The organism is Rhizobium yanglingense (assembly GCF_977109285.1).
The window spans coordinates 888,308-910,337 of record NZ_CDSAWY010000005.1; the positions used below are offsets into that span (position 1 = coordinate 888,308).

The 22,030-nt window shown below is 57.1% G+C and carries 21 protein-coding genes; 8 read left to right on the forward strand and 13 right to left on the reverse strand.

Features of this window, described 5'->3' with window-relative positions; genetic code table 11:
* Positions 1-19: 19 nt before the first annotated feature.
* The 3 genes from ACW4PC_RS13930 to ACW4PC_RS13940 all read right to left on the reverse strand — a co-directional run bounded on the left by ACW4PC_RS13930 (position 20) and on the right by ACW4PC_RS13940 (position 3,753).
* The gene (locus ACW4PC_RS13930) at positions 20-925 is read right to left on the reverse strand and encodes a flagellin N-terminal helical domain-containing protein (protein ID WP_039846538.1); all 906 of its coding nucleotides are present in this window, start codon (positions 923-925) and stop codon (positions 20-22) included.
* A 174-nt stretch (positions 926-1,099) separates the two neighbouring features.
* Positions 1,100-3,010 carry a propionyl-CoA synthetase gene (locus ACW4PC_RS13935; protein ID WP_455874182.1) on the reverse strand — a complete coding sequence of 637 codons (1,911 nt, stop codon included), beginning with the start codon at positions 3,008-3,010 and terminating at the stop codon, positions 1,100-1,102.
* 83 nt (positions 3,011-3,093) lie between these two features.
* Entirely contained in the window at positions 3,094-3,753 is a 660-nt protein-coding gene (locus ACW4PC_RS13940) for a YggS family pyridoxal phosphate-dependent enzyme (protein ID WP_455875010.1), read from the reverse strand.
* Positions 3,754-3,951: 198 nt separating this feature from the next.
* On the opposite strand from ACW4PC_RS13940, the gene leuS reads away from it, so the two are divergent.
* The 3 genes from leuS to holA are packed head-to-tail and all read left to right on the forward strand — an operon-like array spanning position 3,952 to position 8,142.
* Positions 3,952-6,582: a leucine--tRNA ligase gene (leuS, locus tag ACW4PC_RS13945; RefSeq protein WP_455874183.1), complete on the forward strand. Its 2,631-nt coding sequence runs from the start codon at positions 3,952-3,954 to the stop codon at positions 6,580-6,582.
* The gene (lptE, locus tag ACW4PC_RS13950) at positions 6,572-7,093 is read left to right on the forward strand and encodes an LPS assembly lipoprotein LptE (RefSeq protein ID WP_455874184.1); all 522 of its coding nucleotides are present in this window, start codon (positions 6,572-6,574) and stop codon (positions 7,091-7,093) included. Before leuS ends, lptE begins: the two co-directional genes overlap by 11 nt.
* 11 nt (positions 7,094-7,104) lie before the next feature.
* Positions 7,105-8,142, forward strand: coding sequence for a DNA polymerase III subunit delta (gene holA, locus ACW4PC_RS13955; RefSeq protein ID WP_455874185.1), 1,038 nt, complete (start codon positions 7,105-7,107; stop codon positions 8,140-8,142).
* A 3-nt stretch (positions 8,143-8,145) separates the two neighbouring features.
* On the opposite strand, the gene ACW4PC_RS13960 is transcribed toward holA, so the two are convergent.
* The 8 genes from ACW4PC_RS13960 to hemE all read right to left on the reverse strand — a co-directional run bounded on the left by ACW4PC_RS13960 (position 8,146) and on the right by hemE (position 16,855).
* Positions 8,146-9,030 (reverse strand): ParB/RepB/Spo0J family partition protein, encoded by an 885-nt coding sequence (locus tag ACW4PC_RS13960; RefSeq protein WP_455874186.1) that lies wholly within the window; start codon positions 9,028-9,030, stop codon positions 8,146-8,148.
* 19 nt (positions 9,031-9,049) lie between these two features.
* Positions 9,050-9,844 carry a ParA family protein gene (locus ACW4PC_RS13965; RefSeq protein ID WP_455874187.1) on the reverse strand — a complete coding sequence of 265 codons (795 nt, stop codon included), beginning with the start codon at positions 9,842-9,844 and terminating at the stop codon, positions 9,050-9,052.
* A 19-nt stretch (positions 9,845-9,863) separates the two neighbouring features.
* Positions 9,864-10,481, reverse strand: coding sequence for a 16S rRNA (guanine(527)-N(7))-methyltransferase RsmG (rsmG, locus tag ACW4PC_RS13970; RefSeq protein WP_455874188.1), 618 nt, complete (start codon positions 10,479-10,481; stop codon positions 9,864-9,866).
* Between the two features lie 21 nt (positions 10,482-10,502).
* Positions 10,503-12,377, reverse strand: a complete 1,875-nt coding sequence (mnmG, locus tag ACW4PC_RS13975) for a tRNA uridine-5-carboxymethylaminomethyl(34) synthesis enzyme MnmG (RefSeq protein ID WP_455874189.1) — start codon at positions 12,375-12,377, stop codon at positions 10,503-10,505.
* Positions 12,378-12,414: 37 nt separating this feature from the next.
* On the reverse strand, positions 12,415-13,731 hold the full coding sequence (gene mnmE / locus ACW4PC_RS13980) for a tRNA uridine-5-carboxymethylaminomethyl(34) synthesis GTPase MnmE (RefSeq protein ID WP_455874190.1): 1,317 nt from the start codon (positions 13,729-13,731) through the stop codon (positions 12,415-12,417).
* 90 nt (positions 13,732-13,821) lie between these two features.
* Positions 13,822-15,087 (reverse strand): transcription termination factor Rho, encoded by a 1,266-nt coding sequence (gene rho, locus ACW4PC_RS13985; RefSeq protein WP_022718404.1) that lies wholly within the window; start codon positions 15,085-15,087, stop codon positions 13,822-13,824.
* 193 nt (positions 15,088-15,280) lie between these two features.
* Positions 15,281-15,817, reverse strand: coding sequence for a protoporphyrinogen oxidase HemJ (hemJ, locus tag ACW4PC_RS13990; RefSeq protein WP_455875011.1), 537 nt, complete (start codon positions 15,815-15,817; stop codon positions 15,281-15,283).
* Positions 15,818-15,820: 3 nt separating this feature from the next.
* Complete coding sequence (hemE, locus tag ACW4PC_RS13995; RefSeq protein ID WP_455874191.1) at positions 15,821-16,855, reverse strand: uroporphyrinogen decarboxylase; 1,035 nt, start codon at positions 16,853-16,855, stop codon at positions 15,821-15,823.
* 403 nt (positions 16,856-17,258) lie between these two features.
* Here hemE and ACW4PC_RS14000 point away from each other — a divergent pair, with 403 nt between their 5' ends.
* Genes ACW4PC_RS14000 through dnaQ form a run of 5 tightly spaced genes read left to right on the forward strand, consistent with a single transcriptional unit; the run spans position 17,259 to position 20,881 of the window.
* Positions 17,259-18,080 (forward strand): pyruvate, water dikinase regulatory protein, encoded by an 822-nt coding sequence (locus ACW4PC_RS14000; protein ID WP_074066108.1) that lies wholly within the window; start codon positions 17,259-17,261, stop codon positions 18,078-18,080.
* 34 nt (positions 18,081-18,114) lie between these two features.
* A complete protein-coding gene (locus ACW4PC_RS14005) occupies positions 18,115-18,714 on the forward strand; it encodes a Maf-like protein (RefSeq protein ID WP_455874192.1) in 600 nt (199 codons plus the stop codon).
* Positions 18,707-19,567: a shikimate dehydrogenase gene (locus ACW4PC_RS14010; protein ID WP_455874193.1), complete on the forward strand. Its 861-nt coding sequence runs from the start codon at positions 18,707-18,709 to the stop codon at positions 19,565-19,567. The genes ACW4PC_RS14005 and ACW4PC_RS14010 overlap by 8 nt, the downstream gene beginning before the upstream one ends.
* Positions 19,564-20,175, forward strand: coding sequence for a dephospho-CoA kinase (gene coaE / locus ACW4PC_RS14015; protein WP_133940050.1), 612 nt, complete (start codon positions 19,564-19,566; stop codon positions 20,173-20,175). The genes ACW4PC_RS14010 and coaE overlap by 4 nt, the downstream gene beginning before the upstream one ends.
* Entirely contained in the window at positions 20,168-20,881 is a 714-nt protein-coding gene (gene dnaQ, locus ACW4PC_RS14020; protein WP_455874194.1) for a DNA polymerase III subunit epsilon, read from the forward strand. The genes coaE and dnaQ overlap by 8 nt, the downstream gene beginning before the upstream one ends.
* A gap of 51 nt (positions 20,882-20,932) precedes the next feature.
* Here the strand turns inward: dnaQ and secB are convergent, their stop codons facing one another.
* The gene (gene secB / locus ACW4PC_RS14025) at positions 20,933-21,409 is read right to left on the reverse strand and encodes a protein-export chaperone SecB (protein WP_022718412.1); all 477 of its coding nucleotides are present in this window, start codon (positions 21,407-21,409) and stop codon (positions 20,933-20,935) included.
* Between the two features lie 81 nt (positions 21,410-21,490).
* Positions 21,491-22,000, reverse strand: a complete 510-nt coding sequence (locus ACW4PC_RS14030; protein WP_455874195.1) for an FxsA family protein — start codon at positions 21,998-22,000, stop codon at positions 21,491-21,493.
* Positions 22,001-22,030 lie beyond the last annotated feature (30 nt).

The window sequence follows — 22,030 nt, forward strand, 5'->3', positions numbered from 1 at the left end:
TTTTCTGCTGTTGCCGCGTTTAGCTGCGGAAGAGCGACAGGATGTTCTGAGATGCCGAGTTCGCAATCGACAGAGATTGGATTGCAAGCTGCTGCTGCGTCTGAAGAGCGGTCAGCTTGGACGATTCTTCTTCCATGTCGGCGTCGACGAGGCGGCCGATGCCGGAGTCGATCGAGTCGCTCAAAGTCGAGACGAAATCCTCCTGCAGTTGGATGCGAGTGGAGATCGAGCCGAGCTGTGCACCGGCGCTGGTCATCGCCTTCAGGGCGGATTCGACAGCCGTCAGCGCAAGACCGACGTCTTCTGTGGTGAAATTGGTGATGTCCATCTTATAGACGGAGCCGATCGTACCGTTCGAGGTGCCGATAATACCCGTGGACGTTTCGATCAGGCCTCCGCTCATGCCGAACAGGACGTTGCCGACCGAGGTATCGTCGAGGATATATTCGGTCTGCTTGACGGATACAGCGTTGGAGCCATCGCGAACGAAGGTCGAAACGACGCTCTTCGTACCCTCGCCGGCGACCCAGTTCTCACCGGAGAAGGAAGCAGACTGAGCAATGCTCAGCAGCTGAGCCTGAAGCTGGGAAATCTCTTCCTGGACCTTCGCCTTGTCGACGCCCTTCTCGGTTGCGGCAACGAGCTTGGCCTTGATTTCAGAAACTATATCGATGGCGCTGTCCATCGCGGCATAGGCCGTGTCGACCTTGGCGGCACCGAGGCCGAGAGCGTCGGAAACAGCCGAAAGCGCCTTGTTGTCCGAACGCATGGTCGTTGCGATCGACCAGTAAGCGGCATTGTCAGCGGCCTTGCCGACGCGCAGGCCGGACGAAACGTGGTCCTGGGTTTCCTTGAGGCTCTGGTTTACACCGCGAAGGGTCTGCAGTGCCGCCATTGCGGCAGTGTTCGTTAGAATGCTTGACATCGCTTTTTGTCCAATTCGCTTGGGTGAAAGGGCATTCCGGCCGAGGCCGAGAGCGGCGGTGCTTCATGCTCACCTGCAACAGGTGTCCGTGCGCCGAACCTAGCGAAAACATGGTTAACAACTCGTCAACGCTGGTTACATCTCGTCAACGAATCTTACCGAAGGGGTAATTTCCTACATTGGAAGCGAGCCAAACCCCTTGCTGCGCAAGGCCTCCGCGATTTCATGCAGAATGGCCGGATCGTCGATGGTCGCCGGCATTTTCCATGGTTCGCCGTCCGCGATCTTCTGCATTGTGCCACGCAGGATCTTGCCCGAACGGGTCTTCGGCAGACGTTCGACAACAATCGCCGTTTTGAATGCGGCCACCGGACCGATCTGGTCGCGAATCAGTTTGACGACCTCTGCTTCGATCGTCGCCTTCGCCCTCGTGACGTTCTTCTTGAGCACAAGGAAGCCGCAAGGCACCTGCCCCTTGAGCGGATCCGCAATACCGACGACGGCGCATTCCGCAACATCCGGATGCTTTGCGCAGACCTCTTCCATTGCTCCTGTCGAAAGCCTATGGCCCGCACAATTGATGATGTCGTCCGTGCGCGACATGATGAACAGATAGCCGTCGTCATCCACATATCCGGCGTCCGCTGTCTTGTAGTATCCCGGAAATTCCTCGAGATATGCCGAGCGAAAACGCTCGTCTGCCTTCCAGAGTGTCGGCAGGCAGCCCGGCGGCAAGGGCAGCTTGGCGACGATGTTGCCGAGCGTGCCGGGTGGCACCTGATGTCCTGCGTCGTCGAGAACCTGGATCTCGTAACCAGGCACCGGCACGGACGCTGATCCGTGCTTTACTGGAAGCCCACCGAGCCCGAGTGGATTTGCAGCGACCGGCCAGCCGGTTTCCGTCTGCCACCAATGATCGACGACGGGAACCTTAAGCATCTTTTCCGCCCATTTGAGAGTTTCGGGATCGGCTCGCTCACCCGCAAGAAAAAGAGCCCGGAAATGCGGGTTCGAATAGTGGCGCACGAACTCGCCATCGGCATCTTCCCGGCGAATTGCGCGGAAGGCTGTCGGAGCGGTAAAGAGAACACGCACATCGTATTCGCAAATCACGCGCCAGAACGCGCCGGCGTCGGGTGTGCCGACGGGTTTGCCCTCAAAGATTACAGTCGCCACACCCGCAAGCAACGGCGCATAGACGATGTAGGAATGACCAACCACCCAGCCTATATCGGAGGCCGCCCAGAAAACTTCGCCGGGTTTCATTGCGTAGATGTTCGCCATCGACCAGTGCAGCGCGACCATATGCCCGCCATTGTCACGGACGACGCCTTTCGGCTGACCGGTGGTGCCGGATGTGTAAAGGATATAGAGCGGATCGATCGCTTTGACGGCCACGCAAGGAATGCTCCTGCCATGGTTAAGCGCTACGGCCTCTTGGAAATCATGATCACGCCCAGGCACAAGTTCGGCCGTCAGTTGCGGCCTTTGCAGAACGAGGCAATGTGCGGGCTTTGATTTCGCCGCAGCGATGGCCTGATCGACAAGCGGCTTGTAAGCCACGACACGGCCGGGCTCCAATCCGCAGCTGGCAGTGACCACGAGCTTTGCGCCTGAATCATCGATGCGGGCCGCAAGTTCGTTGGCAGCGAACCCTCCAAAAACCACGGAGTGGATGGCGCCGATGCGAGCGCAGGCAAGCATGGAGAAAATGGCTTCAGGCACCATCGGCATGTAGATGATGACACGATCGCCTTTGCCGATGCCGAACGCTTGAAAGGTCGCCGCGATAGCCTGCACTTCGCCAAGCGCTTCCTCGTAACTAAAACGTGCCTTGGCGCCACTCATGGCACTGTCGAAGATGATGGCTGTTTCGGTGCCGCGGCCTGCCAACACATGACGGTCCAGACAATTGTAACAGGTGTTGGTCTCACCGTCTGTGAACCAGCGGCCGTAAACGCCCTGTGATGGCGAGAAGACCTGCTGCGGCTCCTTGAACCAGGTGATCGCTCTTGAAGCATCGCGCCAGAATGCTTCCGGATCGCTCTTCCAGCTCGCATAGACCTGATGATAGCTGCTCTGCATTTGCTCCTCCCCAGGACATACGCGCCGTGTGGCGAGTTTAGGCGAGGGGAGGCTGGACCGGAAGCCCGACGAAAGCAGAAGGACTAACGCGCGCCGAAAATAGCGGATCCGACGCGCACGCTCGTCGCACCGAAGGCCACGGCCGTTTCGTAGTCCCCGGACATGCCCATGGAGAGTTTTTCTACACCGCATTTTCCTGCGATCTTAGCCAGCAGAGCAAAATGCGGACCGGGATTTTCCTCGGCTGGGGGAATGCACATCAGGCCTTCGATCGAAAGGCCGAGCTCATTCCGGCAGAAAGCGACGAATGCGGGTGTATCGGCGGGCGCAATACCGGCCTTTTGCGGTTCTAAACCGCTATTAACCTGGACATAGAGCCGAACGATCTTGCCTTGCCGTTTCATTTCCCCGGCGATCGCGCGGGCAATCTTTTCACGGTCGACGGTTTCTATGACATCAAAGAGCGCAACGGCATCCGCTGCCTTATTCGATTGCAGCGGCCCGATAAGGTGCAGCTCGATGCCGGGCGACTCGGTCTTGAGTTCCGGCCATTTGCCTTGGCTTTCCTGAACGCGGTTCTCGCCGAAAATGCGCTGACCAGCCGCAATCGCGGGGCGGATGGCCTCCGCATCGAAGGTCTTCGACACGGCAACGAGTTGAACCGATCCGGCAGGACGCAGGGACTGACGCTCTGCTGCCGAAATGCGCGCGCGAACATCGTTCAACCGCTCTTGAAGTTCCATTATCTTATCCCGACATGTCCGCATAAGGAGGATGGCATGCACTAACCGCGCCTGACATTCTTGCCAAGGCCCTGTCTGCCAAAAAGCAGTTTGCTTCGAGGGAGGGACGCTTGCATTACCTGCAAAACTTGACGCTACAGCGGTTTCATGGTGAAGGTCACCACCAACCTCCCCTGATTTTCCGGAAATTCGAATACCATGGCTACCGAACGTTATAATCCGCGCGATGCCGAGCCCCGCTGGCAGCAAAAATGGAACGAGGCGAAGGTCTTTGAGACCGACAACGCCGATCCGCGCGAAAAATACTACGTACTTGAAATGTTTCCCTATCCGTCGGGCCGAATTCACATGGGCCATGTGCGCAACTACGCGATGGGTGACGTCGTGGCCCGTTACAAGCGGGCCCGGGGTTTCAATGTCCTTCACCCGATGGGCTGGGATGCCTTCGGGATGCCGGCGGAAAACGCTGCCATGGAGCGCGGCGTACATCCGGCGTCGTGGACCTACCAGAATATCGACTCGATGAAATCGCAGTTGAAGGCCATGGGGCTTTCGCTCGATTGGAGCCGGGAATTTGCCACCTGCGACGTGGAATACTACCAGCATCAGCAGCATCTTTTCCTGGATTTCCTGGAGAAGGGCCTGGTCTATCGGAAGCAGTCGAAAGTCAATTGGGACCCGGTCGACAATACCGTTCTTGCCAATGAACAGGTTATCGACGGCCGCGGCTGGCGTTCGGGTGCGCTGGTCGAGCAGCGGGAACTCACGCAGTGGTTCTTCAAGATAACCGACTTCAGCCAGGATCTGCTTGACGCTCTGGATACACTCGACCAGTGGCCGGAGAAAGTTCGTCTGATGCAGAAGAACTGGATCGGCCGCTCCGAGGGTCTGATGATCCGCTGGGAAATCGTGCCGCAGACGGCGCCTGCCGGCGAAACCGAGGTGACGGTTTACACCACACGTCCCGACACGCTGTTTGGCGCCTCCTTCCTTGCGATCGCAGCTGACCACCCCCTGGCAAAGGATGCTGCCGCGTCAAATCCAGCTCTCGAAGCCTTCTGCGAAGAATGCCGCCGGGCCGGCACCTCGCTGGCAGCCCTTGAGACGGCCGAGAAGAAAGGCATGGATACCGGTATCCGGGTCAAGCATCCGCTTGATTCATCGTGGGAACTTCCGGTCTATATCGCCAATTTCGTGCTGATGGACTATGGCACGGGCGCTATTTTCGGCTGCCCGTCCGGCGACCAGCGAGACCTCGATTTCGCGCGTAAATATGGTTTGCCCGTTGTTCCGGTCGTCATGCCGAAGGACGGCGATGCCGCAACCTTCACGATCGGTGACACCGCCTACGACGGCGACGGCGTGATGATCAACTCCCGCTTCCTTGACGGCAAACCGACGGACGAAGCCTTCAGCATCGTTGCCGACCGCCTGTCGGGCACGATGCTCGGCAATGTGCCACAGGGCGAACGCAAGGTGAATTTCCGCCTGCGCGACTGGGGCATTTCGCGCCAGCGCTATTGGGGCTGCCCGATCCCGGTCATCCATTGCGATGCCTGCGGTGTCGTGCCGGTGCCGAAGACGGATCTGCCCGTGAAGCTGCCCGCGGACGTAACCTTCGATCAGCCGGGCAATCCGCTTGACCGCCACCCGACCTGGCGGCATGTCGCATGCCCAACCTGCGGCAATGAGGCCCGGCGCGAAACGGACACGATGGACACCTTCGTCGATTCGAGTTGGTACTTCACGCGCTTTACGGCACCTTGGGAAGGTGTCCCCACCGATCCGGCCGTCGCAAACCGTTGGCTTCCCGTCGATCAGTATATCGGCGGCATCGAACATGCCATTCTGCATCTGCTCTATTCGCGTTTCTTCACGCGTGCGATGCGCGAGACCGGCCATGTTGACGTCAAGGAGCCATTCAAGGGCCTCTTTACCCAGGGGATGGTCGTCCATGAGACATACAGCCGCGGTTCGGGCATGAGCCGCGACTGGGTGGCGCCTGCAGATATCCGTATCGAAGAGATCGAGGGCAAACGTCGCGCCTTCCTTCTGGAAGGGGGCGAGGAGGTCTCAATTGGATCGATCGAGAAAATGTCGAAGTCCAAGAAGAACGTCGTCGATCCAGATGACATCATAGCTTCCTACGGCGCTGACACGGCGCGGTTCTTCGTCCTCTCTGATTCACCGCCCGAGCGTGATGTGATCTGGTCGGAAGCAGGTGTCGAAGGGGCACATCGCTTCACGCAACGCCTGTGGCGCTTGATTTCCGAAGCATCCCAAGCCTTGGCTTCCATATCGCCGAATCCGGCTAAGGATGGAGATGCGCTTTCGATCTCCCAGGCAGCCCATAAAACCTTGAAGGCTGTCCAGAACGACTACGACAAGCTATGGTTCAACAAGGCCGTCGCGCGCATCTATGAACTCGTGAATATTTTGTCGGGCCCGCTGGCGAAAGTAGCGGCAGGCGAGGGCGACGTCGCCTATTGCGCCGCTGTTCGTAACGCTGCGGAAATTCTGGTTCAGCTCGTTGCGCCCATGACGCCGCACCTGGCCGAAGAATGCTGGGCGGCGCTTGGCAACAGCGAGATGCTCGCCCGCACCCCTTGGCCCGTCTATGACGAAGCTCTGGTCGTGGAGAGTGACGTCGTGTTGCCGGTCCAGATCAATGGCAAGAAACGCGCTGAATTGACAATTTCTAAAGACGCAGATCAGAATGCCGTGACACTGGCGGTCTTGAAACTCGACGCCGTCATCAATGCGATGAACGGTCAGGCGCCGAAGAAAATTATTGTGGTTCCGCAAAGGATTGTGAACATTGTCGTTTGATATCGCTCCCAGGCTCGCACGCGGCGCCGCAATCACCGCCGTCCTTGCATTTGCAGCCTTGCTTTCCGCCTGCCAGGTTCGTCCCCTTTACTCGGAAACGTCAGGAGTTGCCGGCAAGCTCGCTTCCGTCGGCTTCTCGGACGCAACGACGCGTGTCGAACAGGAAGTTCGCAACCGACTGATTTTCCTTGCTACGCGCGGCGCCGGCGAGCCGGTCAAGCCGGCCTACGAGGTAGAGCTTCATGTGCGGTCTGATGTCGTTGATGCACTTCTTGTCGAATCTTCCGACACGTCGCGCGCCGGTCGCGTGACCGTCAGCGTGGATTACACGCTGCAGGCGACGGCGGACGGCCAGGTCATCAAGTCGGGTAACCGCTACGCCACGGCGCTTGTCGATTTCCCGACCCAACAGTTTGCCAAGCAGCGCGCAATCCGCGATGCCGAGAACCGCGCGGCACGCGAGGCTGCCGAGTTTGTCGGCTTGGATATTGCCGGCGCGCTCGGGCGCTGAGGAAAAAGGGCGTGGCGGAAATTAAATCTCACGAATTTGAAGGCTTTCTTCAACGTTCGGTTTCCGCCTACCGCATCTTCGTCATCTACGGGCCGGATCGTGGCCTGGTTTCCGAACGGGCGGGGCAAATAGCCGGTAAAAGCAGCGTTGCTCTGGATGATCCTTTTTCGCTTATCAAGCTCGACATCGGCGACCTACAGAAGGATCCCGGGCGCCTGCTGGATGAGGCGGGTACTATCGGACTTTTCGGAGGAGAAAAACTCCTTTGGGTACGGGGCGCGGCGAATGAAAAATCTCTGGTCGACGCCCTCGACCTCCTTTCCCAAAAGCCGCTCGACGCAACGTCCATCATCGTCGAAGCCGGAGATCTGAAGAAGGGCTCTCTTCTTCGCAAGCTTGCCGAAGGCACGCGCAGCATCGTTGCGATCCCCTGCTATTCGGATGATGCACGCGCCTTGAATGGCTTGATCGACAGTGAGTTGGCATCGGAAGGCCTGCGCATCACGCCTGCCGCACGTCAGGCATTGATCGGACTAATCGGCGGTGATCGCATCGCTTCACGCAATGAGGTCAGAAAACTCGCCCTCTACTGCCGCGGCATGGAGACGATCGAGGAACATCACGTGACCGAGATTATCGGCGACGCCAGCGCCATTTCGGTCGACGACGCCGTGGACGCCATTTTAAGCGGAAACACCGGCAATTTCCTGCATGCCATGCAGAAGATCACGACATCCAAGACGGCTGTTTTCCTGGTCATCCAAGCTTGCCTGAAACAGTTTCAGCTTCTGGACGCGATGCGCGCAGAAATGGACGAAAAGCGGATTCAGACAGCTCAGGTTATGCAGACCCATGGTCGTCATCTGCATTTCCGACGCAAACCAATTATCGAACAGGCGCTGCGCACCTGGAATGCCGAGGCCATCAGCCGTGAAACAAGCAGGCTGCAGTCGGCGATCCTGCAGACAAGAAGGCGTCAGAGCCTGGAGGACAGTATCGCGCTGCAAACATTGCTGTCCACAACGCTTCAAAGCGGGCGAAAAGGGTAAGGCTTACCGCCGCTCAAGGAGCCGGCAGATTTCTTCAAGCTGCTCCAGCGATTTATAGGCAATGCGGATCTGGCCGCCGGTGGACTTGTGATTGATGGTAACATCAAGGCCAAGTGTATCGGAAAGCGTGCGCTCGAGCGCCAGTGTATCAGAATCCTTCTGATCACGGGGAGCAGCCGTACGCTGCGGCTCGGATTGCGCCTTGATATCGTTCTGCGCGAGCTTTTCGGCATCGCGGACGGACATTCCCTTCGAGACGATCGTGCGGGCAAGCGCCGTCGGGTCCGATGTTGGAACCAGTGCACGTGCATGCCCCGCCGACAGACTGCCGGCCGCAAGAAACTCACGGACAGGCTCTGGAAGCTTGAGCAGGCGCAGAGAATTTGCGACATGGCTTCGGCTTTTGCCGATGATCTCGCCCAGGTCGTTCTGAGTATAGCCGTATTCGGCGATAAGCTGCTCGTAACCCAGCGCCTCTTCGAGGGGGTTGAGGTCCGATCGCTGAACATTCTCGACGATCGCAATCTCGAGCGCCGTCTTGTCGTCGACATCGCGGATGATCACCGGAATTTCGACAAGGCCTGCGAGCTGAGCGGCGCGCCATCTTCTTTCGCCGGCTATTATTTCATACTGGTTCGTTGCAAGCGTACGAACAACGATTGGCTGCACGATGCCGTGCTGGCGAATAGAGCTGGCAAGATCGTGCAACTCGCTATCATCAAAAAAACGCCGCGGATTGCGCGGGTTCCGGCTGACAAACTCGATCGGGATGAGACGGTCTGCACTTACACCGCTCTTTTCGCCATCGACAGGCACCGGCTGATCCATTTCTCCGATCAGCGCAGCAAGGCCGCGACCTAAACGTCTCTTCGATACATCGTCATTCATTGGAATACTCACTTGAAGCTTAAGCGGCGAGACGCTGGCGTTCACGCTGGATGACCTCGGAGGCCAGCTGTAGATATGCCTGGCTACCGGCGCATTTCAAATCATAAAGGATCGCAGGCTTTCCATATGAGGGCGCTTCGGAAACACGCACATTGCGCGGGATGAGCGTGTGATAAACTTTCTCGCCGAGATGGGTCCGAACGTCGCTCACCACCTGCTGGGCAAGATTGTTTCGCGCATCGAACATCGTCAGCACGATACCCTGAATATCCAAACGCGGATTGACCGTTCGCCGAACCTGATCAACCGTCTCCAAGAGCTGACTTAACCCCTCCAATGCGAAGAATTCGCATTGTAACGGCACCAAAACGGAATGTGCCGCAGCCATTGCGTTCATCGTCAACAGGTTGAAAGAAGGCGGGCAATCCAACAAAATATAAGTAAATTCAAAGGCTTGAGGAGTTGAAAGCGCCTTGCGCAGCTTGAATACCCGATCGCTCTGCTGAGCGATTTCCATTTCGATACCGAGCAAATCCATTGTCGATGGCACGATCGAAAGATTTGGGACAGCGGTGGGCAAAGACGCCTCCGTCACCCCGGCCTCGCCAATCAGCAAATCATACGAAGAGAGTTTGCGATCTTTTCGATCGATGCCGAGACCAGTGCTTGCGTTACCCTGGGGGTCGAGGTCGACGATCAGGACTCGTTCGCCGATGGCAGCCAATGCGGTCGCCAGGTTAATGGCAGTGGTTGTCTTGCCAACACCACCTTTTTGATTTGCTATTGTAATAATCCGGTTTCGTTCAAAGGCCATGGCCGCATCATCCGAACTGTTAAACCAAGCGCTGGAGATTGAAGATCTCGAGAATGACCGAATCTCGCTCGACAACGCTTCGATGTTCTAGCAGATCAAATCGCCATCGACCACGTGCCTTGGCAATTTCAGCAGCGTAATCCCGGCCTTTATGAAAAAATGCGCGGGTATTTCTATTGCGAAGCATCCAAGGCTCCGCAAAGTCGCATAGTTTATCGAGATCCGCGAGGGCCCGTGCGGAGATAGCCTCGCAGGACGGGACAATAGCCGGTCCGTCCTCAATGCGGACAGAATGCACGGAACCGCGTGCACCCGTCTCGCGGAGGGCCAACCTGAGGAAGGACGCTTTCTTGTTGTTGCTCTCAATAAGATGAGCCCACCCATCACCGAGTTCGGCCAGAAAGATAGCGGTGATCACGCCGGGAAATCCGCCGCCGCTCCCCATATCCACCCACCGTTTTGGGCCGGGACTCAGTTGAAAGATCTGGGCGCTATCGGCGACGTGTCTTTGCCATGCGTTACTCAACGTCGAGGGAGCGGCGAGATTGATGGATTTGGACCACTTGCTAAAGAGAGCAACAAAATGCTCAAGTCTGCCTTGTGTTTCACGTGAAACACTTTGACCGTTCAACTCCATGGAAGACTCTCAAAACGTGTGTTAAGCGACCGACCGCTGTGCAGCCTCTATCTTTCGCAAATGAACGAGCAGAAGAGAGATGGCCGCGGGCGTCATACCATCTATCTGTGCGGCTTGAGCGACATTGAACGGTCGCTGCCTGCCAAGCTTCTGCTTGAGCTCATTCGAAAGGCCAGCCAGAGTGGAATAGTCGAAATCGTCTGGGATGAGGCGATTCTCGTCACGTTGGATATCAACAATATCCGAAGACTGCCGGCGCATATAGACGGCATATGAAGCTTCGATCTCCACGGCCTGAGCGATCGGCTTGCCCAACGCTTGAAGTTCGGGCCATACATTTGACAGCAGCCCCATGTCGAAATCGGGGTAGGCGAGTAGCTCGTAGGCCGAACGCCTCTGCCCATCCAGATTTATCTTCAGGCCATACCGCCGGGCATCATTCGGCGTGATATGCAACGCCTTCAGCTGTTCTCGCGCACCATCAAGAGCACATTTGTATTCGTGGAATCTGGCACGACGAGCCTCTCCCAGGCATCCGACCTCGTCCGCAATCGGAGTGAGCCGTATGTCTGCGTTATCCGCACGCAGTGAAAGACGGTATTCCGCGCGTGAGGTGAACATGCGATAGGGCTCGGCAACGCCCCTCGACGTCAGATCGTCAATCATGACGCCGATGTAGGAGTTTGTGCGGCTCAGATAGACCGGTGTTTGGTTGCCTGCCCGGCGCGCGGCATTAAGACCCGCCACGAGCCCTTGGGCCGCTGCCTCCTCGTAACCAGTCGTTCCGTTGATCTGCCCTGCGAGGTAAAGCCCCGGCATTCGCTTCGCTTCCAGAGCAGGTGTCAGCTCACGCGGATCGACGTGATCGTATTCGATCGCATAGCCAGGTTGGATGATGGAAACCTTTTCAAGGCCCGGTATGGTTCGGATGAAGGCATCCTGCACCTCTGCCGGCAGCGACGTCGAAATGCCATTGGGATAGACGATATCGTCGTCCAAGCCTTCTGGTTCGAGGAAAATTTGATGCCCGTCCCGCTCGCCGAACTTCACGATCTTGTCTTCGATTGACGGACAATAGCGTGGTCCAACGCCCTCGATCTGCCCGGAATACATTGCCGAACGATGCAGGTTGTCCTGAATGAGTTTATGTGTTGCAGCCGTCGTGCGCGTTACCCCACATTCAATCTGGGGATTCGTAATTGCATCGGTCATGAATGAGAACGGCGTTACCTCCTCGTCTGCGCCCTGTCGGCCGACAGATGCCCAATCAATCGTTTTCCCGTCAAGACGCGCTGGCGTGCCTGTCTTTAGGCGGCCCAGCCGAAGCCCGAGGCGAGACAGCGTTCCAGACAAACCGAGAGACGGATCTTCGCCGACACGGCCCGCCGGAATCTTCTTGTCCCCGATATGAATAAGGCCGCGCAAGAAGGTTCCTGTCGTAAGGACGACGGCGCCGCAGCTTAGAATCCGGCTATCTTTCATGACGACGCCCGTGATGTGGCCGTCTGATATATCAAGATCAAAGGCATCACCTTCGATAACCTCAATATTATCAATAGCTTCGATTGCTGCTTGCATTGCGGCCCGATAAAGCTTTCGATCGGCTTGGGTGCGCGGTCCGCGAACTGCCGGGCCTTTCTTGCGATTCAGCATCCGGAACTGGATACCGGCTGCATCGGCCATATGTCCCATGAGACCGTCCAGCGCATCTACCTCCCGCACCAGGTGGCCTTTACCAAGACCGCCAATCGCAGGATTGCAGGACATGACCCCGATCGTGTCGCGCCGATGCGTCACCAGGGCCGTGCGAGCGCCGAGACGGGCTGCTGCGCTGGCCGCTTCGCAACCTGCGTGACCACCTCCGATCACAACGACGTCGTATTGATAGACACTCATTTCGCCTTCTCGCGCGCTTCCAGGTGTTTCACGTGAATCATTTTCCGATGCAAAACTCTGAAAAGATCACGTCGAGTAAATTTTCAACATCGACGCGCCCTGTAACCCTGCCCAAAGCGTTGCCTGCGATACGAAGGTTCTCGGCTCTAATATCGAGCTCTTCCGACGGATCCGCCAAAGCTGCCTCGATCGCCTTCAGGCATTCCGCAAGCGAATCCTTTTGCCGCTTGCGGCTTGGGATCGCTAGGCTATGGCTGCCGACCTGCCGCTCCAGCCGCTCGGCGATGGCGGCGCGAAGCGCGACCAATCCCGCATCGGTGACGGCAGATATCGTCAGATCGTAGGCGTCCGGACCATTGCCCGCGGATATATCGGCCTTTGTCCCGACCCGCAAGACTTCCGTATTGGCGATTGGCTGAATCCCATTCCTACCTTCGGCCATATCCTCGAGGTAGAGTACCAGGCTCGCTTCAGAGATGACCTGCTCCGCGCGCCGGATGCCCTCTTGCTCGACGAGTTCATTTGCTTCCCGCAAACCTGCCGTGTCATAAAGCTTTACGAGGAACCCACTGATATCGAGATCTACGTGAAGAACATCACGCGTCGTTCCCGCGACGTCCGTCACGATGGCAACCTCTCGCCGTGCAAGGGCATTCATCAGGGTCGATTTTCCGGCATTCGGCGCCCCCGCGATAACGACCTTGAAGCCATCGCGAATAATCTCGCCGGCCTGCGCATGGGCGAGATGGCTTTCTATCTCCGCCTTCAGTCGACCAACATCATCCCAGACCAGATCCGATACCGAACCGGGTACGTCATCTTCATCGGCAAAGTCGAGCTCGGCTTCGATCAGGGCGCGAGCCCGTGTCAATCGTTCCGCCCACGAATCGTATAATCGGGAGAGTTTTCCCTGGCTATGCTCGACCGCCAGACGTCTTTGCATCTCCGTGTCTGCGGCTATGAGATCCGCCAGACCCTCGATCTCGACGAGGTCGAGTTTGCCGTTTTCAAAAGCCCGACGCGAGAATTCACCTTCGACCGCCATCCGCACGCCGTCGATCGTCTCCAGTTCCTCGAATAGTGCATTAATGACGGCCCGGCTGCCATGCAGCTGGAGCTCGGCGCAGTCTTCGCCTGTAAAAGACGCCGGAGATGGAAAGAAGAGCACTAAACCGCTATCGATGATTAAACCGTTACGCAAACGAATCGTTCGCAGCGACGCCCTGCGCGGCGAGGGAACGTCGCCTGTCAGCAATTGCACAGCATCGCGCGTCTTCGCACCACTGAGGCGGATTACCGCAACGCCAGAGGGGACTGCTCCGCTCGACAGTGCATAGATGGTTTCGTTCGACATCCTCGGTTTACTCTGGCCGCGCGGATTCCTCAAAAACGAAAGCCGGCCACAGAAAATGACCGGCTTTATTATCAGACATCCGGCTATCTATTATGTGTTCATCGACTCGAAGAAATCCGGATTACTCTTCGTCTGCTTCAGCTTGTCGATGAGAAACTCGATCGCGTCGGTCGTTCCCATGGGGGCAAGAATACGTCGTAGCACGAAGATCTTCTGCAGGTCCTGACGCGGGACAAGAAGGTCCTCCTTGCGCGTGCCGGACTTCAGGATATCCATCGCCGGGAAGATGCGCTTGTCCGCTACCTTACGATCGAGAACGATTTCCGAGTTACCGGTGCCCTTGAATTCTTCGAAGATGACTTCATCCATACGGCTGCCGGTATCAATGAGTGCCGTCGCGATAATCGTCAGGGAGCCGCCTTCTTCGATGTTACGGGCAGCGCCGAAGAAGCGCTTCGGCCGTTGCAGAGCGTTTGCATCGACACCACCGGTCAGAACCTTACCGGAGGAGGGCACCACGGTGTTGTAGGCGCGTCCGAGGCGCGTGATCGAATCAAGCAGGATGACGACATCGCGGCCGTGTTCGACAAGCCGCTTTGCCTTTTCGATCACCATCTCGGCGACCTGCACGTGACGCACAGCTGGCTCGTCGAATGTGGAAGAAATCACCTCACCGCGGACCGAACGCTGCATGTCCGTCACTTCCTCAGGACGTTCATCGATCAGCAGAACGATCAGGTAGCATTCCGGATGATTTGCGGTGATCGAGTGCGCAATATTCTGCAGAAGAACGGTCTTACCGGTTCTGGGCGGCGCGACGATGAGACCACGCTGGCCCTTACCAAGCGGCGCCACGAGATCGATGACGCGCGAAGACAGATCCTTCGATGTCGGAACGTCGAGTTCCATCTTGAATCGTTCATTCGGATAAAGCGGCGTCAGATTGTCGAAGTGAACCTTATGACGGATCTTTTCCGGATCGTCGAAATTGATCGTATTCACCTTGAGCAGAGCAAAATAGCGCTCGCCTTCCTTCGGACCGCGGATCGGTCCTTCGACCGTATCGCCAGTTTTCAGCGAGAATCGGCGGATCTGCGAAGGGGAAATATAGATATCGTCCGGACCCGGCAGATAGTTTGCGTTTGGCGAACGCAGGAAGCCGAAACCATCCTGCAGGACCTCCACGACGCCTTCGCCGATGATCTCGACATCCTGGCTCGCGAGAACCTTCAGGATCGCAAACATCAGTTCCTGTTTGCGCATGGTGCTTGCATTTTCGACCTCGAGCGATTCGGCGAACGCCAGAAGATCGGTCGGGGATTTACTCTTAAGTTCCTGAAGCTTCATTTCAGCCATGAAGTGACCATTACTCTATATTTCGAAGGGGGGAAGGCTATGTTGCGTCGTTTCGGTGTTGCGAAAGGGCTCGCAGACGACTGAACTCAAAACACATGCCACGAAGATGAGATGCGCGGAAAATAGCGACTAAGATAAGACCCCGCAAGGGGGCTTCTAAAAATGAAGTAAATTTAAGCATCGCCTGTTCACGTCAAAACGGCTTAACGACGACAAGGATGACAATCAGGATCATCAGCAGCGTCGGCGCTTCGTTCATGAATCTCCAATACCGCGCCGAGCGTCGGTTTTCGTCACGGGCAAATGCATCAACCGCTCGACTGAAAAACATGTGAACGGCCGTCAGGAGCACGACCAGCGAAAGCTTGGCATGCAGCCAGCCGCCCTGAAAACCGTAGACAGACCAAGCCAGATACAAGCCGAAGACCCAAGTCAGCATCATCGCCGGGTTCATGATGACCTTCAGCAGACGTCGCTCCATGATCTTGAAGGTCTCCGACTGCAAGGAACCTGGCTCCGCATCCGTATGGTAGATGAAGAGCCGCGGCATATAGAACAGCCCGGCCATCCAGGAGATCACCGCGATGATGTGCAGCGCCTTGATCCAAAGGTAGAGGTCGTCCGGGTTCCATACGAACAGCCCAGCAGAAAGCAGCAGAAGGAGGGCGAGAGCGAAATGCGCTCGTCGCCGCGCGTAGCTACCGGGTCGCTGATCCGTCTGCCTTTCCATCATTCAATTCCCGCCGCGGCGAACGCGCTCGACAAGCAGGCGAACATTTTCCGGATCGGCCTGCGGCGTGATTCCATGACCGAGGTTGAAGATCAGCGGTCCGCCACCGAGATGCGCCAAGATTTCGTCGATACCCTCCTCAAGCGCCCGCCCGCCGGCAACAACCCTCATCGGATCAAGGTTACCTTGAACCGCTCCCTCCTTTTGAAGCTCAGCAGCAAATTCAAGCGGTACCGACCAATCAAGGCCAATCGCGTCAGCACCGGTCTTCTGCCTGTAGGTCTTCAAAAGATAGCCCGCACCCTTGGCAAACGAGATGACCCGCGCATTCGGACGCCGTGCCTTGATAGCGGCAATCATCCGAGCAACTGGCTTGACTGCAAAAGCCTCGAATTCCTTTTCCCCAAGAACACCGGCCCAAGAATCGAAAATCTGCACGGCATCAGCGCCGGCATCTATTTGCGTCACCAGATACTCGGCGGAGATATCCGCAAGCAGCATCAACAGCCGTTCAAACGCTTTTGGATACTGGTAGGCGAAAAGCCTCGCAGGCGCTTGGTCAGGTGTGCCGTGACCCGCAATCATGTAGGTTGCCACCGTCCAGGGCGCACCACAAAAGCCGAGAAGCGTCGTTTCTTCCGGGAGCTCTGCGCGCAACCGCCGCACTGTCTCGAACACCGGCTTCAGATAGTCGACAACTCCTTCCGCATCCAAACGTGAAATTCCAGCCTCGTCGATCGGGTCCATCTCTGGACCATGGCCTTCGGTAAAACGCACATTGCGCTTCATCGCATCGGGAATGACGAGAATGTCAGAGAAGAGGATCGCCGCGTCGAAGCCGTAGCGGCGGATGGGCTGCAGCGTCACTTCGACAGCGTGTTCCGGTGAATAACAAAGATCGAGGAAGCTGCCGGCCTTTGCACGCGTTTCCCGGTATTCCGGAAGATAACGACCTGCCTGTCTCATAAGCCAGACCGGCGGAGGGGAGAGAGTTTCGCCGTCGAGAACTCTCATGATTTTCCGGCGTGTTTCGCTCAAGCGCTTCGTCCCTATAAAAATCTAAAGATATTTAAAAAGGTTTCTATTTCTTAGAGTCGGTGTCTATCAAGGATTAAAATCCATCCACTGGTGATGCCAAATGTCACGCGCATCAAGGATATCAGGACAACGTCGAGAGCCTTCCACCGCAGTTTCTTGGAGAAGCTCGAATCTAAAAGTGATTCCAAAAGCTTGTCTCGAAGGCTAAGGCGTTTCTTTCTGTGGATATCTTGTGTACTCTAGATGAGCTCTCCAAGGCGGACCACAAATCCACAGGCCGCCCTGCAGTACCCTCCAGAAAATCCGAAATGTGGATAAGGGGTCACGTTTTCCCTTGCCTCAAGCCATGCCGGTCCCTTAGCTCTTTCCCATCCAGTCTTTTCAACAGGCAGCAGAAAATAGCGTGGAGAACCGCACGAACTTCTTCCATCTGCATCTGATTTCTGACTCGACCGGTGAGACTCTGATCTCAGCCGGCCGCGCTGCATCCGCCCAGTTCAAATCTGCCCAAGCGGTCGAACACGTCTATCCGTTGATCCGCAACCGCAAGCAGCTGCTTGCGGTTCTCGATTCGATCGACAACGAGCCAGGCATTGTTCTTTACACCGTCGTCGATCGGGAACTCGCTGCGCTGATCGATGAAAGGTGCGTCGAGATGGGCGTTGCCTCAGTCAATGTGCTTGAGCCTGTGATGGCCGCTTTCCAGCTTTATCTCGGGGCCCCGCTGCGGCGTCGTGTCGGCGCTCAACATGTTATGAACGCCGGCTATTTCGCGCGCATCGAGGCGCTCAACTTCACCATGGATCACGACGACGGGCAAATGCCCGAGGACTACAACGACGCCGACGTCGTCATCATCGGTATCAGCCGTACGTCCAAAACGCCGACGAGCATCTATCTCGCCAATCGCGGCATCAAGACAGCGAACATTCCGATCGTCTATGATGTTCCTTTGCCGGAAGCGCTTTTCACTGCAACGAGGCCGTTGATCGTCTGCCTCATAGCAACCACGGATCGGATATCGCAAGTGCGTGAGAACCGGGTGCTCGGTGCGACGCCCGGCTTCGATCGTGGCCTATATACGGATCGAGCCGCGATCTCCGAAGAACTGAAATATGCCCGCTCGCTCTGCGCACGGCATAATTGGCCGTTGATCGATGTGACCCGTCGCTCCATCGAAGAGACAGCGGCCGCGATCGTTGCCCTGCGCCCCAAGCTGCGCTAAGCGCTGACATTATGAACCACGAGCTATGAGACGCATGACATCGAAACTGATTCTTGCCTCGTCCAGTCCATTCCGGCGGATGCTGCTTAAAAATGCCGGCCTGGAGTTTGAAGCGCATGCGGCAAAGATAGACGAGCGCGCAATCGAAGCACCGCTCGAAAGAGAGGGCGCATCTCCAGATACTGTAGCCTTGGTGCTTGCAAGGGCTAAAGCAGACGAGGTGAGCGGCCGGTTTCCGGACGCGCTCATCATTGGCTCGGACCAGACCATGTCGCTTGGCGATCGTGTGTTTCACAAGCCGCACGACATGGCTGACGCCGCCAATCATCTGAGATTACTCTCGGGACAAACACATCGCCTGAACAGTGCGATCGCCATCATCCGAAATGGTGCACTTTTATGGGAGCATGTGTCACACGCGTCGCTGACGATGCGCGTTCTGTCGGCGGATTTCATATCGCTCCATCTTGCACGCGTTGGCAACACAGCGCTTGGCAGCGTTGGCGCCTATCAGCTGGAGGGCGAGGGAATTCAACTCTTCAGCAAGGTCGACGGCGACTACTTCACGATCCTTGGCCTGCCGATGCTGCCGCTGCTCGCGAAACTAAGGGAATTGGGTGCGATTGATGGATGATTCACGTGAAACATTCGGCCCGAATGCCTTCGTCACCGGCTTCCCGGTGCGGCACTCACGTTCGCCTTTGATCCACGGATATTGGCTGAAAAAGCTTGGGCTTCGCGGAAGCTACCGCGCATACGAGGTTGCTCCCGCCGATTTTTCAGCATTCATTGGATCGCTCAAGGATCAAAGCTCGGGCTTTATCGGCGGCAATGTCACTATCCCGCACAAGGAGTTGGCCTGTCAGCTCGCGGACAAGCCGGACGAACTCTCCCAGGAACTCGGCGCATCCAACACGTTATGGCTGGAGGAAGGAAAACTCCATTCGACCAATACCGACGGTCACGGATTTACCGCCAACCTGGACGCGCGCCACCCTGGCTGGGATAAGCACGAGACCGCAATAATACTCGGTGCAGGCGGCGCCAGCCGGGCGGTCATACAGGCCGCGCGCGACCGCGGCTTCCGGGAGATCCATGTCGTCAACCGAACCGCGGCTCGCGCGCAGGAACTTGCCGATCGTTTCGGGGAAAAAGTCTATGCGCATCCGATGGGAGCGCTCGCGGAGGTCATGAAAGGTGCGGGTCTTTTCGTCAATACGACATCGCTCGGTATGGACGGCGAAACAGCGCCGGCAATCGATTTTTCCCCGCTCGACGGTAACGCAGTCGTCACAGATATCGTCTATGTGCCGTTGAAGACACCCTTGCTGAAACAAGCCGAGGAGCAGGGTTTCGCGATCGTGGATGGACTTGGTATGCTGCTTCATCAGGCTGTGCCGGGCTTCGAGAAATGGTTCAGCAAGCGGCCGGTGGTCGATGAGGAGCTTCGTGCACTCGTCGTCGCAGATATGGAAAAACACAGATGATCCGGATCGGTCTCACGGGTTCCATAGGGATGGGGAAATCAACTGCGGCAAAGCTCTTTGCCGGAGCCGGTATTCCCGTCAATGATTCCGATGCTGTGGTTCACGAGCTTTATGCCGGCGAGGCAGCGCAGTTGATCGAAGCTGAGTTCCCGGGCACCGTTCGGAACGGCGTCGTCGACCGTCAGGAACTTGGCCGTCAGCTTTCGCGCCGACCAGATGGCTTCAAAACGCTCGAAGCAATCGTTCATCCGCTGGTTCGCCAGCGCGAAACGGAATTCGTGGAACGCGAAAAAGCGCGAGGATCGGAGATAATCCTGCTCGATATCCCGTTGCTTTTCGAAACTGGTGCCGAGACCCGAGTCGACATAGTCGTGGTCGTGAGCTGCGATCCACAGATTCAGCGCGATCGGGTGCTTGCGCGACCGGGCATGACCGAGGAAAAATTCAATATGATTCGCTCGCGGCAGACCCCGGACGCCGAAAAGCGGGAGCGTGCCGATTATGTCATCGACACGGGGCACGCCATCGAAATTACGCGGGCGAGGGTGATTGAAATCATCGCGGTCTTGAAAGCGCGGATCGCGAAGGGAGATTTCCGGAATGCGTGAAATCATTTTCGATACGGAAACCACCGGTCTCGACAGCCGCATGGATCGCATCATCGAAATCGGCGGCGTCGAGCTTTTGAACCATTTCCCGACCGGCCGCACGATCCATATCTATATTAATCCGGGAGCTCAGAAAGTTCATCCCGATGCGCTCGCCGTTCACGGTATTACCGACGAGTTTTTGAAGGACAAGAAGCCTTTCTCCGCAGTGGTTGAAGAGATCATCGAGTTCTTCGGCGACGCAAGGTGGATCGCGCACAACGCGACCTTCGATATGGGTTTTGTCAATGCCGAACTCGCTCGCCTTGGCATACCGCCGGTCCTGCCGGAGAGGGTCGTCGATACGCTTTCTCTCGCTCGGCGCAAACATCCGATGGGACCGAATTCGCTCGATGCCCTCTGCCGCCGCTACGGAATAGACAACTCCCACCGCACAAAACACGGTGCACTTCTCGACTCCGAACTGCTTGCCGAGGTCTATATAGAGATGATCGGCGGGCGTCAGACCGCTCTCGGTTTGAGCGTTGCGGCAACAAGCGCGGGAGGCGACGCCGAGATTGTTCTGGAGGAGGCCGTTGACATCGGTTTGGAGCGGCCCCGGCCACTCGCACCGCGCCTTAGCGAAGCGGAAGCTCAGGCTCACGATGCGTTGATTGCCGCGCTCGGCAGTAAAGGCATCTGGGCCAGATACGATCGCCCAAATTAAATATGCCCGGGCTTTGACCCGGGCACCGCAGTCAAAATCACGTGCTTCGAATCAATTTGTCTGCACCTTTGCGCGCGTCTGCTCTTCGGCGACGCGTTGCGCAAACATCTGTGCGAAGTCGATCGGGTCGATCATCAGCGGGGGGAAGCCGCCATTGCGCGTAACATCGGCAATGATCTGGCGGGCAAACGGGAAGAGCATGCGCGGGCATTCGATGAAGAGAACCGGCAGCATGTGTTCTTGCGGGAAGCCGGCAACGCGGAAGACGCCGCCGTAAACGAGTTCGGCATGAAAGACCGTCTTGTCGCCATCCTTGGCCTCGGCGTTGAGCGACAGCACAACGTCGAAATCCGTATCCGAAAGCGGATTGGCATTGACGTTGACGTTGATATTGATCGCCGGCGCCTTGTCGCGTGCTTGAAGCGAACGCGGCGCACCCGGATTTTCGAAGGAAAGGTCCTTCGTGTATTGAGCGAGAATGGTGAGGCTCGGGCTTGTCGTGCCGCTGCCGTTGTTTTCATCAGCCATTGGATTTTCCTCGAGGGGCATTGGATGTTGCCGCCATCTAACATTTCGGGAAAAGGCTTACAACCCTGGGCGAATCGGTCTCTACTCGCCGAGCCGCTTGCCTGACCAGGGAGACTTCTTGTTAGGCTCGCGGCGATAATCGTCCTCATCAAGATCAACAACTTTTGAATCCGACTTGGATTGGTTGCTGAATCCGGACGATCGCGACGCGGTAGAGCCTCTCGTCGTCTCAACGATAACGAATCGCTTGCGGATGTAGTTCCAGGCAAGATCACGAACGGCCGGGATGAAAAGCGCGATGGCGATGATGTCTGAAATAAATCCCGGAACGATGAGAAGCAGCGACGCGATGACGAGCATGGCTGGCCGCAGAAGCTCCCGCCCAGGTATTACGCCGTTTCGCCCCTCGCTCGACATACGCTGCAGGATGCCGATCCCCTGGCGACGAAGCAGAGCCATGCCGATCACAACACTCAGCACGACGAGACCAAGGGTCGCCAGTAGGCCGACTGCGCGCCCGACGATTACGAAGCCCGCTATCTCCGCCAGCGGCAGCAGCAGCACAAAACCTGGAAGCATTGCAAGTCGCATCGTCTCTCCAACCGGCGCTCGCCGGGCCTC

Coding starts and splice junctions, on each gene's coding strand:
- ACW4PC_RS13930 (WP_039846538.1), bottom strand. CDS start 925: ATGTCAAGCATTCTAACGAACACTGCCGCAATGGCGGCACTGCAGACC.
- ACW4PC_RS13935 (WP_455874182.1), bottom strand. CDS start 3,010: ATGCAGAGCAGCTATCATCAGGTCTATGCGAGCTGGAAGAGCGATCCG.
- ACW4PC_RS13940 (WP_455875010.1), bottom strand. CDS start 3,753: ATGGAACTTCAAGAGCGGTTGAACGATGTTCGCGCGCGCATTTCGGCA.
- leuS (WP_455874183.1), top strand. CDS start 3,952: ATGGCTACCGAACGTTATAATCCGCGCGATGCCGAGCCCCGCTGGCAG.
- ACW4PC_RS13960 (WP_455874186.1), bottom strand. CDS start 9,030: ATGAATGACGATGTATCGAAGAGACGTTTAGGTCGCGGCCTTGCTGCG.
- ACW4PC_RS13965 (WP_455874187.1), bottom strand. CDS start 9,844: ATGGCCTTTGAACGAAACCGGATTATTACAATAGCAAATCAAAAAGGT.
- rsmG (WP_455874188.1), bottom strand. CDS start 10,481: ATGGAGTTGAACGGTCAAAGTGTTTCACGTGAAACACAAGGCAGACTT.
- mnmG (WP_455874189.1), bottom strand. CDS start 12,377: ATGAGTGTCTATCAATACGACGTCGTTGTGATCGGAGGTGGTCACGCA.
- mnmE (WP_455874190.1), bottom strand. CDS start 13,731: ATGTCGAACGAAACCATCTATGCACTGTCGAGCGGAGCAGTCCCCTCT.
- rho (WP_022718404.1), bottom strand. CDS start 15,087: ATGGCTGAAATGAAGCTTCAGGAACTTAAGAGTAAATCCCCGACCGAT.
- hemJ (WP_455875011.1), bottom strand. CDS start 15,817: ATGGAAAGGCAGACGGATCAGCGACCCGGTAGCTACGCGCGGCGACGA.
- ACW4PC_RS14005 (WP_455874192.1), top strand. CDS start 18,115: ATGACATCGAAACTGATTCTTGCCTCGTCCAGTCCATTCCGGCGGATG.
- ACW4PC_RS14010 (WP_455874193.1), top strand. CDS start 18,707: ATGGATGATTCACGTGAAACATTCGGCCCGAATGCCTTCGTCACCGGC.
- coaE (WP_133940050.1), top strand. CDS start 19,564: ATGATCCGGATCGGTCTCACGGGTTCCATAGGGATGGGGAAATCAACT.
- dnaQ (WP_455874194.1), top strand. CDS start 20,168: ATGCGTGAAATCATTTTCGATACGGAAACCACCGGTCTCGACAGCCGC.
- secB (WP_022718412.1), bottom strand. CDS start 21,409: ATGGCTGATGAAAACAACGGCAGCGGCACGACAAGCCCGAGCCTCACC.
- ACW4PC_RS14030 (WP_455874195.1), bottom strand. CDS start 22,000: ATGCGACTTGCAATGCTTCCAGGTTTTGTGCTGCTGCTGCCGCTGGCG.